General features: G+C 56.3%; 12 protein-coding genes and 1 pseudogene. 7 read left to right on the top strand and 6 right to left on the bottom strand.

Annotation, left to right across the window (positions count from 1 at the left end; translation table 11 throughout):
• A pseudogene (locus tag HBN79_RS18450) lies at positions 1-128 on the top strand (IS5/IS1182 family transposase); the annotation flags it as partial.
• A 253-nt stretch (positions 129-381) separates the two neighbouring features.
• Here the strand turns inward: HBN79_RS18450 and HBN79_RS18445 are convergent.
• Complete coding sequence (locus HBN79_RS18445) at positions 382-2,004, bottom strand: MFS transporter (RefSeq protein WP_169916993.1); 1,623 nt, start codon at positions 2,002-2,004, stop codon at positions 382-384.
• Between the two features lie 90 nt (positions 2,005-2,094).
• Positions 2,095-3,756 (bottom strand): GMC family oxidoreductase N-terminal domain-containing protein, encoded by a 1,662-nt coding sequence (locus HBN79_RS18440; RefSeq protein ID WP_095017924.1) that lies wholly within the window; start codon positions 3,754-3,756, stop codon positions 2,095-2,097.
• Positions 3,757-3,908: 152 nt separating this feature from the next.
• Between HBN79_RS18440 and HBN79_RS18435 the strand changes: the two genes are divergently transcribed.
• Positions 3,909-4,796 (top strand): LysR family transcriptional regulator, encoded by an 888-nt coding sequence (locus HBN79_RS18435; RefSeq protein WP_094999582.1) that lies wholly within the window; start codon positions 3,909-3,911, stop codon positions 4,794-4,796.
• A gap of 71 nt (positions 4,797-4,867) precedes the next feature.
• Here the strand turns inward: HBN79_RS18435 and gyrB are convergent, their stop codons facing one another.
• From gyrB to dnaA, 4 genes are read right to left on the bottom strand one after another with little or no spacing between them, the layout of a single operon-like run.
• The gene (gyrB, locus tag HBN79_RS18430; protein ID WP_016782862.1) at positions 4,868-7,285 is read right to left on the bottom strand and encodes a DNA topoisomerase (ATP-hydrolyzing) subunit B; all 2,418 of its coding nucleotides are present in this window, start codon (positions 7,283-7,285) and stop codon (positions 4,868-4,870) included.
• A 5-nt stretch (positions 7,286-7,290) separates the two neighbouring features.
• Complete coding sequence (gene recF, locus HBN79_RS18425; RefSeq protein ID WP_094999581.1) at positions 7,291-8,394, bottom strand: DNA replication/repair protein RecF; 1,104 nt, start codon at positions 8,392-8,394, stop codon at positions 7,291-7,293.
• A 21-nt stretch (positions 8,395-8,415) separates the two neighbouring features.
• Positions 8,416-9,519, bottom strand: a complete 1,104-nt coding sequence (dnaN, locus tag HBN79_RS18420; RefSeq protein WP_169916992.1) for a DNA polymerase III subunit beta — start codon at positions 9,517-9,519, stop codon at positions 8,416-8,418.
• 38 nt (positions 9,520-9,557) lie between these two features.
• Positions 9,558-11,057 carry a chromosomal replication initiator protein DnaA gene (gene dnaA, locus HBN79_RS18415; protein ID WP_094999580.1) on the bottom strand — a complete coding sequence of 500 codons (1,500 nt, stop codon included), beginning with the start codon at positions 11,055-11,057 and terminating at the stop codon, positions 9,558-9,560.
• Positions 11,058-11,620: 563 nt separating this feature from the next.
• Here dnaA and rpmH point away from each other — a divergent pair.
• The 5 genes from rpmH (at position 11,621) to mnmE (ending at position 15,543) form a co-directional block, all read left to right on the top strand.
• Positions 11,621-11,755 (top strand): 50S ribosomal protein L34, encoded by a 135-nt coding sequence (rpmH, locus tag HBN79_RS18410; protein WP_003213577.1) that lies wholly within the window; start codon positions 11,621-11,623, stop codon positions 11,753-11,755.
• A gap of 16 nt (positions 11,756-11,771) precedes the next feature.
• Positions 11,772-12,173, top strand: a complete 402-nt coding sequence (gene rnpA / locus HBN79_RS18405) for a ribonuclease P protein component (protein WP_019828646.1) — start codon at positions 11,772-11,774, stop codon at positions 12,171-12,173.
• Positions 12,166-12,399, top strand: a complete 234-nt coding sequence (gene yidD / locus HBN79_RS18400; RefSeq protein ID WP_019828647.1) for a membrane protein insertion efficiency factor YidD — start codon at positions 12,166-12,168, stop codon at positions 12,397-12,399. Before rnpA ends, yidD begins: the two co-directional genes overlap by 8 nt.
• Positions 12,400-12,412: 13 nt before the next feature.
• On the top strand, positions 12,413-14,095 hold the full coding sequence (gene yidC / locus HBN79_RS18395; protein WP_094999579.1) for a membrane protein insertase YidC: 1,683 nt from the start codon (positions 12,413-12,415) through the stop codon (positions 14,093-14,095).
• An 80-nt stretch (positions 14,096-14,175) separates the two neighbouring features.
• Positions 14,176-15,543 (top strand): tRNA uridine-5-carboxymethylaminomethyl(34) synthesis GTPase MnmE, encoded by a 1,368-nt coding sequence (mnmE, locus tag HBN79_RS18390; protein ID WP_169916991.1) that lies wholly within the window; start codon positions 14,176-14,178, stop codon positions 15,541-15,543.
• Positions 15,544-15,732: the final 189 nt, after the last annotated feature.

Here is a 15,732-nt window from a genome sequence, read left to right as displayed (position 1 = left end):
TTGGCTGGCTGAAGGAGAACCGTCGCATCGTGACGCGCTTCGACAAGCTCGCAACAAGTTTTGCGGCGATGGTCTCATTGGCCTGCGCTATGCGGTGCTTGCGACAATACTTTACGTACAGAGCCTAGGAGAGAGTGAGATAAGTTGCAACATACAGAGTTCCTTATTCGCTGATGATCGTTCTAGGCTATAAGTAGGATTATCAGCAAAGCGGGTTCCAGAGACTTTGTATGAGCCCTTGTCCAAAGCTTTGGACGACCCGACCACAACAACAGAGGGGCAGGTTATTGAATGGGGCTTTATTGCCACGTTCAAGTTCGGGAATGTGGAAGGCGGTGGGGCTCTTCGCTCCACCGCTCGCTCAAAGGGAAGGCGGGTTACTTAGACCTTGTCGATATTCACATTCCTCGTTTCCTTGAGGCACAGCATGCCCACCACCAGGCTGACCCCGGTGATCACCACCGGGTACCACAGGCCATAGAAGATATCCCCGGTGTAGACCACCAGTGCAAACGACACGGTGGGCAGAAAACCACCGAACCAGCCGTTGCCGATATGGTAGGGCAGGGACATTGAGGTGTAGCGGATGCGAGTCGGGAACAGCTCTACCATCACGGCTGCCAGTGGGCCGTAGGTCATGGTGGCAATGAGTGTCAGTAGTACCATCACCAGTACAACCATTGGCTGGTTGACCGCGCCTGGATCAGCCTTGGCCGGGTAACCCGCTTCGGTTATCGCTGCGCGCATGGCCGCTTCGTCAAAACCGCTGATTTTCTGTTCACCTACCGACACTTGAACTTCAGCGCCCGGTGCAGCCGACTGTGAGGTATACGGCAAGCCCTGCTTCACCAGGAAGGTTTTAACCTTGTCGCACGGGCTGTCAAAACGTGCCTTGCCTACCGGGTCAAACTGGAAGGTGCAGGTGCCCGGGTCGGCCATGACCACAATCGGTGATTGACGGCTGGCGGTATCAATCTGCGGGTTGGCGTAATGGCTCAATGCTTTGAACAGCGGAAAGTACAGGGCTGTGGCCAATAACAGGCCAAGCATCAGGATCGGCTTGCGCCCCACACGGTCAGACAGCCAGCCGAAGAATATAAAGAACGGTGCCCCGATCACTACGCTGATAATCAGTAAGAGATTGGCCTGGGCCGGGTCCATCTTGAGCATCTGTGTCAGGAAAAACAGCACATAGAACTGCGCGGTATAGAAGGTTACCGCCTGGCCAGCGTTGATACCGAACAGGGCAATCAGCACGATCTTGAGGTTTTCCCATTTACCGAACGATTCGCGGATCGGCGACTTGCTGGTTTTACCTTCGGCTTTCATTTTCACGAACGCTGGCGACTCGTGCATGCTCATGCGAATCCAGGTCGAGATGCCCAGCAGCACGATGGACAGCAGAAACGGCAGGCGCCAGCCCCAGACTTCAAACTGGTCACCGGTCAGGTACCGGCAACTCAGCACCACCAGCAGCGACAACAACAAACCCAAGGTGGCAGTCGATTGAATCCAGCTGGTGTTGAAGCCACGCTTGCCCGGTGCGGCGTGTTCAGCCACGTAAGTGGCTGCACCGCCGTATTCACCGCCCAGCGCCAGCCCCTGGAGCATGCGCAATACCACGAGCATGATCGGGGCTGCGATACCGATGCTGGCGTAGGTCGGCAACAGGCCGACAGCGAAGGTCGATAAACCCATCAAAATGATGGTCATGAGGAAGGTGTATTTACGCCCGATCATGTCACCCAATCGACCGAACACCAGTGCCCCGAAGGGCCTCACCAAAAAGCCTGCGGCAAAGGCCATCAAGGCAAAAATAAACGCCGTGGTGTCGTTGACCCCAGCAAAGAACTGCTTGCTGAGCACGGTGGCCAAAGCGCCATACAAGAAAAAGTCATACCACTCGAAAACGGTCCCGAGGGATGACGCAAAAATGATCTTGCGCTCTTCGCGCCCGGTCGTTCCTTTGACGGTAGCCGCCTGTTGTGCAAGTGCGTCTGACATGTGGAAAGTCCTCGGCCCTATGGGCCACAGTGATTATTGTTGTTGTCCACTGCCGGTTCCGGATGACTGCGCCCGAAACCACGATCGCCTTCAGGCGACCGGTATAGCTGCCGTGCGGTTAACGCCTGCTGTGTACTGCGGTGTTTCAAGCGAAGCCTGCAAAATCAGCTGCGCGGCTTTTTCGCCAATCATCAGGGTCGGAGAACAGGTATTACCCGACACGATGCTGGGCATGATCGAAGCGTCTGCCACCCTCAAACCCGGTACCCCATGAACGCGCAATTGGGCATCGACCACTGCCTCGGCGTCCTGGCCCATGCGGCAAGTGCCCACGGGGTGAAAAATCGTCGTACCAATACGGGCAGCTGCGTCGTACAGCTCTTGTTCGGTCTGCAAGTCCTTGCCTGGCAGATATTCCTCAGGGGTAAAGGCCTGCAGAGCTGCGCTGGCCACGATACGCCGAGTCAGGCGTATGGCATCGGCTGCTACCTTCAGATCATCAGGGTGGCTCAGGTAATTGGGGTCGATCAGCGGTGCGTCATCCGGGTTTGCCGAACGGATATCCACGCGCCCCCGGCTTTTTGGTCGCAAGTTGCACACCGAGGCGGTAAAGGCCGGGAAGGTGTGCAGCGGCTCGCCAAAACGCTCAAGGGACAGCGGCTGGACGTGGTATTGCAAGTTGGCAGATAACTGATCAGGGTCGGATTTGACGAACGCCCCCAGCTGACTGGGGGCCATCGCCAAAGGACCACTGCGGTCGTAGGCATATCGCAGGCCCATGCCGACTTTACCCCACACGCTATTGGCGACCTGGTTGAGGGTTCGGGCCTTGGTCAGTTTGAAGATCAAGCGTAACTGCAAGTGGTCCTGCAAATTCCCCCCCACCCCGGGCAGCTCATGCAGCACAGTTATCCCCAGGCTTTCGAGCAAAGGCCGCGGGCCAATACCCGAGCGCTGCAAGATGCCAGGAGAGCCAATCGAACCGGCGCAAAGGATAATCTCGCAACCGGCCGTGAAGGTATGCTGTGCGCCTTGCCAGCGCGCACTGACCTGGGTGGCCCGGCCGTTTTCAAGCAGCACTTTGTCGACTTGCACGTCGGTCAAAACCGTCAGGTTGGGGCGCTTGAGTATTGGCCGCAGAAAAGCCTTTGAGGCATTCCAGCGCACACCGGAGCGCTGGTTGACTTGAAAGTATCCACAGCCCTGGTTATCGCCACCGTTGAAATCGCTGACGCTGGCAATTCCGCTTTGCGCGGCGGCGTCACGAAACGCGTCGAGAATCGGCCATGAATAGCGCTGCTGCTCAACCCGCCACTCACCTTCACTGCCATGCAGCTCAGAATTGCCGGCAAAGTGCTTTTCGCTGCGTTTGAACAATGGCAATACGTCATCCCAGCCCCAGCCCGAATTGCCCAACTCGGCCCAGCGGTTGTAATCACCCGCCTGGCCGCGCATATAAATCATGCCGTTGATGGACGAGCTGCCGCCCAAGACCTTACCCCGTGGGTAGCTCAGGCTGCGACCTTGCAAACCGGCCTGGGTTTCGGTCTTGAAACACCAGTCGGTGCGCGGGTTACCGATGCAATACAGGTAACCCACAGGAATATGGATCCACGGGTAGTTATCTTGCCCGCCCGCTTCGAGCAGCAACACGTTGTGGCGAGGATCGGCAGACAGCCGATTGGCCAGCACTGAACCTGCAGGCCCGGCACCCACGATGATGTAGTCGTACACCTTGTTGGCTGATGGCATGTATCACCTCGCGCCTTTTATTTATTGTTCTTGTCCTACACCATCCTATTGATTATTTTCGTGTTGCAAACGCGAGATTTCACCCATGGCTTGTGCGTTTTTGCACAGTCATCCGTAAGCCACATCTGATGTAGCGCTCTGGGGGGTTGATCATGTTCGACTGGAATGACATGCGGTACTTCCTGGAGTTGCAGCGCAGCGGACGTTTACTCACCGCCGCCAAGCGCCTGAACACCACCCATAGCACCGTTGCACGGCATATTGAGAGCATCGAGCAACACTTGGGCGCGGCTTTATTTGTGCAATATGCCCAGGGGTACGAACTGACCCCGGCCGGGCAAGCCTTGCTCAAACATGCCGAAGCGATGGAAAACGTCGCACTGCTGGCCCAGGAAGAAATCAACCAGTCCCTCACCCCCTTGGGCAAAATCCGTCTGGGTGTCACCGAGGGCATTGGCATCATGTTTATCACCTCGCGACTGCGGGGTTTGTTTGAGCGTTATCCAGGTCTGGAGGTGGAACTGGTCGCAGTACCGCGCTTCGTCAGCATCCTCAACCGCGAAGCAGAAATCAGTATTCATCTGGACCGTCCCAACGCCGACCTGTTGATAACTCGCAAACTCACTGACTACCGGCTCGCGCTCTATGCCAGCCGCCTTTATCTGGACAAGGCGCCGCCTCTGAACAGCCGCGACGATCTGGCCAACCACTACTGGATCGGCTACGTCGACGACCTGTTGTTCAGTCAGGAGCTGCTGTTCCTCAATACCTTCTGCCGCACCCCGACCGTGACCTTTCGCAGCACCAGCGTCATTGCCCAGCAACAAGCCGCTCGCGCCGGCCTGGGTATCGCCGTATTGCCCAACTACATGGCCGCTGACGACCCCGACCTGGTGCGTGTATTGCCGGGCGAGTCTGTGCAACGCAGTTACTGGATCAGCACCCGCCGTGAACTGCACAAATCCGTAAGGTTGAGGGTGGTGTGGGATTTTTTACTGGAGTTGTGCCGCGAGGAGAGGGCGGTGCTGTTGGCGCCATAGTCATTTTTTAGCCATTAAAAAAGGCCAACGCTGAGCGTTGGCCTTTTTGGGTACTGCGGGTCAAAACAGGATCAGAAATCCAGGTTGGACACTGCCAGTGCGTTGCTCTCGATGAATTCACGACGTGGTTCTACAGCATCGCCCATCAAGGTGTTGAAGATCTGATCGGCGCCGATCGCGTCTTCGATGGTGACTTTCAGCATGCGACGTACGCTTGGGTCCATCGTGGTTTCCCAGAGCTGATCCGGGTTCATTTCACCCAGACCTTTGTAGCGCTGGATGGTGTGACGTTTGGTACTTTCAGCCATCAACCAGTCCAGTGCTTCCTTGAACTCGGTCACTTGCTTGCGACGTTCGCCACGCTGGATATAGGCGCCTTCATCCAGCAGGGTGCTCAGTTGAGCGCCCAGGGTCACAACGGTTTTGTAATCGTTGCTGCCGAAGAAGTCGCGGTTGAAGGTGATGAACGTCGAGTGGCCGTGGGAGATCAGTTCGACCTCTGGCAACCAGACATTACGCTCACGGTCTTCACGCAGGCTGGCTTTGTAGACCAGGCCCGATTTCTCGACCAGACGCAGACGCTCTTCAAACTTGGCCATCCAGTCCTGCATGGCAGCGTGGTCACCCAACTGCTCAAGGCTTACAGCCGGCAGGTAGATGAAGTGCTCGGTCAGCTCCTGAGGGTACAGGCGCGACAAACGCTTGAGGGTCTTCATCACCATGCGGAAGTCGTATACCAGACGCTCCAGTGCCTCACCGGAGATGCCAGGGGCATCTTCGTTCAAGTGCAGGCTGGCATCTTCAAGAGCCGACTGGGTCATGTACTCTTCCATGGCCTCGTCGTCTTTAATGTACTGCTCTTGCTTGCCCTTTTTCACTTTGTACAACGGTGGCTGGGCGATGTAGATGTAGCCACGCTCGATCAGCTCCGGCAACTGACGGAAGAAGAAGGTCAGCAGCAGGGTACGGATGTGCGAACCGTCAACGTCAGCATCGGTCATGATGATGATGTTGTGATAGCGCAGTTTGTCGATGTTGTACTCTTCGCGGCCGATGCCACAGCCCAGCGCAGTGATCAAGGTGCCGACTTCTTGCGAAGAGATCATCTTGTCAAAACGGGCTTTCTCGACGTTGAGGATTTTACCTTTCAACGGCAGGATGGCTTGGGTACGACGGTTGCGACCCTGCTTGGCGGAGCCGCCAGCAGAGTCACCTTCCACCAGGTACAGTTCGGACAGAGCAGGGTCTTTTTCCTGGCAGTCAGCCAGCTTGCCCGGCAGGCCCGCGATGTCCAACGCGCCTTTACGACGGGTCATCTCACGGGCTTTACGTGCAGCTTCACGAGCACGGGCTGCGTCGATCATCTTGCCGACAATCAACTTGGCTTCGTTCGGGTGTTCCAGCAGGAAGTCGGAGAAGAACTTGCCCATTTCCTGTTCAACAGCGGTCTTCACTTCGGAAGACACCAGCTTGTCTTTAGTCTGCGAGCTGAACTTTGGATCCGGCACTTTCACCGATATGATCGCGGTCAAGCCTTCACGGGCATCATCACCGGTGGTGGCGACCTTGTGCTTCTTGGCCAGGCCTTCAGCTTCGATGTACGTGTTGAGGTTACGCGTCAGGGCAGAGCGGAAGCCCACCAAGTGCGTGCCACCATCGCGCTGTGGAATGTTGTTGGTGAAGCACAACAGGTTCTCGTTGAAGCTGTCGTTCCACTGCAGGGCGATTTCTACGCCGATGCCGTCTTCACGCTGAACATTGAAGTGGAACACCTGGTTCACAGGGTTCTTGTTGGTGTTCAGGTAATCAACGAATGCACGCAGGCCACCTTCGTACTTGAACAGCTCCTCCTTGCCGCTGCGCTCGTCCTTGAGGACGATACCCACACCGGAGTTCAGGAAGGACAGTTCACGAATCCGCTTGGCCAGGATGTCCCAGCTAAAGTGGATATTCTTGAAGGTTTCAGCCGAAGGCTTGAAGTGGATCTGCGTACCCGTGGTTTCGCTTTCACCCACAATAGCCATAGGCGCCTGAGGAACACCGTGGACGTAGGTCTGTTCCCAGATCTTGCCGCTGCGGCGTACAGTCAGGACCAGCAGTTCGGACAGGGCGTTTACCACCGAAACACCTACACCGTGCAAGCCGCCGGATACTTTGTAGGAGTTGTCATCGAACTTACCGCCGGCGTGCAGCACGGTCATGATGACCTCGGCTGCAGATACGCCTTCTTCTTTATGCACGTCAACCGGAATACCGCGGCCGTTATCGCGCACGGTGATGGACTCGTCCGGGTGGATCGTGATGGTGATGTCGTCGCAATGGCCAGCCAGCGCTTCGTCGATGGAGTTGTCGACTACTTCGAACACCATGTGGTGCAGACCGCTGCCATCGTCAGTATCACCAATGTACATACCGGGACGTTTGCGTACGGCATCAAGGCCTTTCAGCACTTTAATGCTCGTTGAGTCGTACGTGTTTTCTTCGCTCAATGCCTTCACTCCCGATGGTCGTGGGTCTGGGTGATACAGCCCTGTTCCACGTGGAACAGGGCAACTGGCGTTTCCGTCTGCCAGCCTTCCCTCAATAATTCGTGGTCTACACAGGTAATGAATACCTGGCAGCGTAAGTCTTCCAACAAGCGACACAGTGCGTTGCGATGCTGCTCGTCCAGTTCGGACGGCAAGTCATCCACCAGATAAATACATTGGCCTCGCCGGGCCTGGCTGACCAAGTGCCCCTGAGCGATGCGCAGCGCGCAGACCACCAACTTCTGCTGCCCCCGCGACAAAATATCTGCGGCGTTATTTGCACCCAGCTTAAGGCGCAAATCAGCACGTTGTGGCCCCGCCTGGGTATGCCCCATTTGCTGGTCCCGGTGGACAGACGCGGCGAGTACAGCACTCAGCTCACGGTCTTTATCCCAACCACGGTAATAGCTCAGCGTTAACCCCTGGAGATCCAGCAGCTCGCTCAGGGTCTGCTCAAAGACTGGTTTCAAGGCTTTGATGTAGGCGCGGCGGTATTCATCAATTTCAGCACTGGCCAGGCACAGTTCCCGGTCCCAGGCCGCTTGTGAAACGGCGTCGAGTGTACCATGCCGCAGCCATGAGTTCCGCTGCCGCAGGGCCTTCTGTAGCCGCTGCCAGGTCGACATGAACCGCGGTTCAACATGGAACACGCCCCAGTCGAGAAATTGCCTGCGGATCTTTGGGGCCCCTTCAAGAAGTCGGAAGCTGTCCGGGTTGATCAATTGCAGCGGAAGTATCTCGGCCAATTGCGCAGCACTGCGCGCATTCTGGCCGTCGATACGAATCTGGAACTCCCCCTGACGATCCCGCGAGACACCCAGTGCACTGTGTCCGCCTTCTGCCAGTTCTACCTGACCAAAAACTGTACAGCTCTGCTGCTCATGCTGGATAACGGGGTTCAGCCGCACACTGCGAAACGACCGCGCCAACCCTAGCAGGTGGATAGCTTCCAGCACGCTGGTTTTGCCGCTGCCGTTGGCGCCGTACAGAATATTGATGCGGGGGGAGGGGGAGAAGGTCACCGGGTGCAGGTTACGCACCGCGGTGACTGTGACACGACTGAGGGACATCTAGCGTGGGCTGTGCATAAGTTACAGGCGCATCGGCATGACAACGTAGGCCGAGTCGTCGTTGTCCGACTCCTGGACCAGGGCGCTGCTGTTGGAGTCCGACAGGATCAGACGCACTTGTTCAGTGGTCATGACGCCCAGTACGTCCAGCAGGTAGCTCACGTTGAAGCCGATCTCCAGGGAGCCGCCGTTGTAATCAACGCCAACTTCTTCTTCCGCTTCTTCCTGCTCCGGGTTATTGGCCTGGATCTTCAGCTGGCCATTGGCCAGTTGAAGGCGAATACCGCGGTACTTTTCGTTGGATAGGATCGCGGTACGACTGAACGCTTCACGCAGTGCCTGACGGTCACCGATCACCACCTTGTCACCGCCTTTAGGCAGAACGCGCTCGTAGTCCGGGAACTTTCCGTCTACCAGCTTGGAGGTAAAGGTGAATTCGCCGGTGGTCGCACGGATGTGGTGTGCACCCAGAACGATGCTCACTTCGCCGTCTGGCTCGGTCAGCAGGCGCGCCAGCTCGAGGATACCCTTGCGCGGTACGATCACCTGGTGACGGTCTGGTTGGCCGATATCGGCTTTCATCGAGCACATGGCCAAACGGTGACCGTCGGTAGCTACGGCACGGATGATCCCGGCCGACACTTCCAGCAGCATACCGTTGAGGTAGTAACGAACATCCTGCTGGGCCATGGCAAAGCTGGTGCGCTCGATCAGACGACGCAACTTGCTCTGCTGCAGGCTGCAGGTCAGCGAACCCGGACCTTCTTCAACCGTCGGGAAATCGTTGGCCGGCAACGTCGACAGGGTAAAGCGGCTACGGCCTGCCTTGACCACCAGTTTGTTGTCATCAAGTTTGATGTCGATCAGTGCATCGTTGGGCAGGCTTTTGCAGATATCCATCAGCTTGCGCGCAGGCACGGTGATTTCGCCTGGCTCGGCCGGCTCTTCAAGTTGCACCCGACCGACCAGCTCGACTTCAAGGTCAGTACCGGTCAGCGACAGTTGCTGGCCTTCGACAACCAACAGCACGTTGGACAATACCGGCAAGGTCTGGCGGCGTTCTACTACGCCGGCGACCAGTTGCAGGGGTTTCAACAGGGCTTCGCGTTGAATGATGAAATGCATGGTCTAGTCCCTTGCCTTAATAAGCTGCGCTGGTGTCATCAGGTTGTCAGAGTTCGCAGCAGGTTCTTGTAGTCCTCGCGGATGTCCGCGTCGGATTCCTTGAGTTCGTTGATCTTGCGGCATGCGTGCAAAACCGTGGTGTGATCGCGACCGCCAAACACATCGCCGATTTCCGGCAGGCTGTGGTTGGTCAGTTCCTTGGACAGTGCCATGGCGACCTGGCGTGGTCGCGCTACCGAGCGCGAACGGCGCTTGGACAACAAGTCCGAGATCTTGATCTTGTAGTACTCGGCCACGGTGCGCTGGATGTTATCCACAGAGACGAGTTTGTCTTGCAGCGCCAGCAAGTCTTTTAGGGACTCGCGAATCAGCTCGATGGTGATGTCGCGGCCCATAAAGTGCGAGTGAGCGATAACGCGCTTGAGCGCGCCTTCGAGCTCACGCACGTTGGAGCGAATGCGCTGGGCAATAAAGAAGGCTGCATCATGGGGCAGATCAACCTTGGCCTGATCGGCCTTCTTCATCAGGATCGCTACGCGGGTCTCTAGCTCCGGCGGCTCGACGGCAACCGTCAGTCCCCAGCCAAAGCGCGACTTCAGACGCTCTTCGAGGCCTTCGATTTCTTTCGGGTAACGGTCACTGGTCAGAATCACTTGCTGACCGCCTTCAAGCAGGGCGTTGAAGGTGTGGAAGAACTCTTCCTGGGACCGTTCCTTGCGCGCAAAGAATTGAATGTCATCGATAAGCAAGGCATCGACCGATCGGTAGAAGCGCTTGAACTCGTTGATGGCATTGAGCTGCAGGGCTTTAACCATATCAGCTACAAAACGCTCGGAATGCAGGTATACGACCTTGGCATTCGGGTTCTTTTTTAACAGGTGGTTACCCACCGCGTGCATCAAGTGAGTTTTACCCAGACCTACGCCGCCATAAAGGAAGAGCGGGTTGTAACCGTGCTTGGGGTTATCCGCCACTTGCCACGCCGCAGCGCGGGCCAGTTGGTTGGACTTGCCCTCGACGAAGTTTTCAAAGGTAAAGGTGCGGTTCAGGTAGCTGGTGTGCTTCAGGGCACCTTCAACCTGAACGGTGCGCTGTTCGGCGCGCACGGGTGCTTGCTGCGAGCTGGCGCCAGCCATCGGGTCGAAGCTGGCACGCGAAGGCTCTTCGCTGGCGGGCTCGGACTGCTTGGGCGCGGGTGCAGAGACTGCAGGCGCAGGCGCGCTCGGCGCCGGGGCTTGTTGAGAAGCCGATGCAGCCAAGGGCGCATTGGGGGCAGCACGAGGCGCCGAGCTGCGTTTGCTGCCTATTAACAAGGACAACGCTGGCGCCATGCCATTGCTGTGCTCATTCAACAGTTCAAGCAAACGGCTCAGGTATTTTTCGTTAACCCAGTCGAGAACGAATCGGTTGGGTGCATACACACGCAACTCGTCGCCTTCGGCTTCGACCTGTAGTGGACGGATCCAGGTGTTGAATTGCTGGGCAGGCAGCTCATCGCGCAAAAGCTCCACGCACTGCTGCCAAAGTTCCACTGACACGGATATCCCCTAAGTTGAAAGCCGGTGAGGCAAAAACAGGCGCCATTGTAGCGACCGCCGCCCCACTTATCCACATGTAGCTGACCTGCATATAAGGCGTTGACAGGCTTTTTACTGTGAACAAAGCGACAAATGGTATGTGCATAAGGTCTGTGGATAAGCGGGCCTGAGCTCGTTGCACAAGTGGGGGTAAAACTCTGTGCATAACACGGCTGTGGATAAGTAGCCCTTTCATGCACAGCTTTTCCGAGGGTGCAGCACAGGCAAAGCACCGCTTGTGGACAACCTTTCTGTTCTCTGAAAACCTTGCTCTACAAGGGCTGCATAGAGTTATCCACAGCAGAACGGCTCTATAAGAGTAGTAAGTTCTTTAAAAGAGCTTTAAATACTTCGTTTTTTTATTTCTATAGTTGGCAGGCACAAGACTGGTGCAAAACGGCAAACATCTATTTAGCAGTAAACGTTGGTTGGAAATTGACCTATCGGCTTGCATTCTCTAGAATCGCCGGTCTCTTAAAACGGGGGCCATTCCGGCCCGTTGTGGACGAACCAGGTAGCACGACATGAAACGTACTTTCCAACCAAGCACTATCAAACGCGCCCGCACTCACGGTTTCCGTGCTCGCATGGCTACTAAAAACGGCCGTGCAGTCCTGTCGCGTCGCCGCGCCAAAGGCCGTGCACGTCTGGCAGTTTGATAATCAGACAATGGTGGTGAGTCAGGACTTCAGTCGGGAAAAGCGGTTACTCACTCCCCGACATTTCAAGGCAGTCTTTGACTCCCCCACCGGCAAGGTTCCGGGGAAAAATCTCCTGCTCCTTGCGCGTAGCAACGATCTTGATCACCCCCGCCTGGGGTTAGTGATCGGGAAAAAGAGCGTAAAGCTCTCCGTTGAGCGCAATCGCCTTAAGCGTTTGATGCGTGAATCGTTTCGTCTCCACCAGGATTTACTGGTTGGTTGGGATATCGTTATCGTCGCGCGCAAAGGTTTGGGTGACGTAGAGAACCCCGAATTGATTCAGCATTTCGGCAAACTCTGGAAGCGTCTGGCCCGTAACACGCCAGTTCCAGCGGTTAAAACCGAAACTGTAGGGGTAGGCAGTCCTGATGCGTAAACTGGCACTCGTTCCGATCCAGTTTTATCGTTATGCCATTAGTCCTTTGATGGCCAGCCACTGCCGTTTCTACCCCAGTTGTTCCTGCTACGCGTTGGAAGCCATCGAAAATCATGGCCTTCTGCGCGGCGGCTGGCTGACCTTTCGTCGTTTAGGTCGCTGTCACCCGTGGAATCCCGGTGGTTACGACCCGGTTCCACCTATCCCTACCTCCCGTTCTTCTTGATGGCCGAGTAATCATGGATATTAAACGCACGATCCTGATCGTCGCTCTCGCAGTCGTGTCCTACGTTATGGTTCTGAAATGGAACCAGGACTACGGCCAAGCTGCCCTGCCGACTCAGAATGTTGCCGCCAGCACCACCGCACCGGCTTTGCCCGATACGGTTTCAGGTAACAACGTTGCAAACAGTGCCGATGTACCCAGCGCCAATACCGATACCAGCACACCGACTGAAACCCCGGTGGCTGCAAGCAAAGACCTCATCCACGTAAAAACGGATGTTCTGGATATCGCGATTGATCCACAGGGTGGTGATATTGCCCAGCTGCGTCTGCCGCTTTATCCACGTCGCCAGGATCACCCGGATGTTCCTTTCCAGTTGTTCGATAACGGCAACGAACGCACCTATCTGGCCCAAAGTGGCCTGACAGGCGTTGATGGCCCGGACGCCCGTCCGTCAGGTCGTCCTGTTTTCAGCACCGAGAAAAAGACCTACGAACTGGCCCCAGGTCAGGATCAACTGGTTGTTGATCTGAAATTCAGCGAAAACGGCATCAACTACATCAAACGTTTCACGCTCAAGCGTGGTTTGTACGATGTACAAGTTAGCTATCTGATTGATAACGAGAGCGGCAAGCCGTGGAACGGCAACCTGTTCGCGCAATTGAAGCGTGATGCCAGCTCCGATCCTTCTTCCAGCACCGCCACCGGTACTGCGACTTACCTGGGCGCTGCCCTGTGGACAAGTGCAGAGCCGTACAAAAAAGTGTCGATGAAAGATATCGACAAGGCTCAGCTGAAAGAAACCGTACAAGGCGGCTGGGTTGCCTGGTTGCAGCACTACTTTGTGACCGCGTGGATCCCTCAGAAAGGCGATAACAACGTCGTTCAGACCCGCAAAGACAACCAAGGCAACTACATCATCGGTTTCACTGGCCCAACATTGACTGTTGAACCGGGCAAAACCGCTGAAACCAGCGCTACGTTGTACGCCGGTCCGAAAAGCCAGGGTGTACTCAAAGAGTTGTCCCCAGGCCTGGAACTGACGGTTGACTACGGCATCCTGTGGTTCATTGCCCAGCCTATCTTCTGGCTGCTGCAACATATCCACAGCCTGGTCGGTAACTGGGGCTGGTCGATCATCTTCCTGACCATGCTGATCAAAGGGATCTTCTTCCCTCTGTCGGCCGCCAGCTACAAGTCGATGGCCCGCATGCGCGCTGTGGCACCAAAACTGGCCGCTCTGAAAGAGCAGTTCGGTGATGACCGCCAGAAAATGTCGCAAGCGATGATGGAGCTGTACAAGAAAGAGAAGATCAATCCACTGGGCGGCTGTTTGCCGATTCTGGTGCAGATGCCGGTCTTCCTGTCCTTGTACTGGGTACTTCTGGAAAGTGTTGAAATGCGCCAGGCGCCGTTCATGCTCTGGATTACCGACCTGTCGATCAAAGACCCGTTCTTCATTCTGCCGATCATCATGGGCGCAACCATGTTCATCCAGCAGCGTCTGAACCCGACTCCGCCGGATCCGATGCAGGCCAAGGTGATGAAGCTGATGCCAATCATCTTCACTTTCTTCTTCCTGTGGTTCCCGGCTGGTCTGGTGCTGTACTGGGTTGTGAACAACTGCCTGTCCATCGCTCAACAGTGGTACATCACGCGTAAAGTCGAAGCGGCTACCAAAAAAGTCGCTGAGTAACTTACTCTGATACGCACCACTCAAAACGCCCCCTAGTGGGGCGTTTTGCTATCCGTCACTTTTGTTTTGAGGCCTGTTTTATGAGTGTTCCGGCAGAGACTATTGCTGCAGTAGCGACCGCCCAAGGCCGAGGTGGTGTGGGGATCGTACGTATTTCCGGCCCACTCGCCCGTGTTGCGGCCAAAGCGTTCAGCGAACGCGAACTAAAACCGCGCTATGCCCATTACGGCCCTTTTTACGGCGACAACCGCGAAGTGCTGGATGAAGGCATAGCACTCTACTTCCCCGGGCCCAACTCCTTTACCGGCGAAGACGTCCTTGAACTGCAGGGCCACGGCGGTCCGATTGTTCTGGATATGCTGCTGCAGCGCTGCATCCAGTTGGGCTGCCGTTTGGCCCGTCCGGGGGAGTTCAGCGAGCGGGCCTTTATGAATGACAAGCTCGACCTGGCCCAGGCCGAGGCGATTGCCGACCTGATCGAGGCAAGTTCTGCACAGGCTGCGCGTAACGCATTACGTTCCTTGCAGGGTGCTTTCTCTCAACGTGTGCATAACTTGACCGAGCAATTGATCGGTTTGCGTATCTATGTCGAAGCAGCGATTGATTTCCCGGAAGAAGAAATCGACTTCCTCGCCGATGGCCATGTGCTCGGTATGCTCGACAAGGTTCGTGAAGAGTTATCCACCGTACAGCGCGAAGCCGGCCAGGGTGCTTTGCTGCGCGACGGCATGACCGTGGTGATTGCCGGGCGGCCCAATGCTGGAAAATCGAGCCTGCTCAATGCCCTGGCCGGGCGTGAAGCGGCGATCGTGACCGAAATCGCGGGTACTACCCGTGATGTGTTACGCGAACATATCCACATCGATGGCATGCCATTGCACGTTGTCGACACCGCCGGTCTGCGCGACACCGATGACCAGGTTGAGAAAATTGGCGTGCAGCGCGCACTCAAGGCCATTGGTGAAGCTGATAGGGTATTGCTGGTGGTTGATGCCACGGCACCGGAAGCTGATGACCCGTTTGCCCTGTGGCCAGAGTTTCTTGAACAACGCCCGGATCCGGCGAAGGTGACCTTGATCCGCAACAAGGCGGATCTAAGCGGTGAGAATGTAGCCCTTGAAGTCAGTGAAGATGGCCATGTCACCATCAGCCTGAGTGCCAGATCTACAGAAGGCCTGGACCTGCTGCGGGAACACCTCAAGGCCTGCATGGGCTATGAGCAGACCTCGGAGAGCAGCTTCAGCGCACGCCGCCGCCATCTGGAGGCATTGCAGCACGCCAGCAAGGCACTTGAGCATGGCAGGGCACAACTGACCCTGGCGGGTGCAGGAGAGCTATTGGCCGAGGATTTGCGCCAGGCACAGCATTCCCTTGGCGAAATTACCGGGGCATTCAGTTCGGATGACCTGCTGGGACGGATCTTCTCCAGCTTCTGTATCGGTAAATGACCCTCGTAGCAGCTGCCGTAGGAACGAGGCTGCGTCCGGCGGCACAGCCGTCGTAAAATCAGACACTGTGGTGTGCCAGTTAAAACCGGAGCTCAGGATTTACGACGACTACGTCGCCGAACGCAGCCTCGTTCCTACGGCAGCTGCTACAGTTATCCACATTCACACGAGGTATTAGTCCGATGCGCC

The organism is Pseudomonas sp. WS 5051 (genome assembly GCF_012985715.1).
Classification (GTDB): domain Bacteria; phylum Pseudomonadota; class Gammaproteobacteria; order Pseudomonadales; family Pseudomonadaceae; genus Aquipseudomonas; species Aquipseudomonas bubulae.
This window is presented reverse-complemented; position numbering and strand designations above follow the sequence as displayed.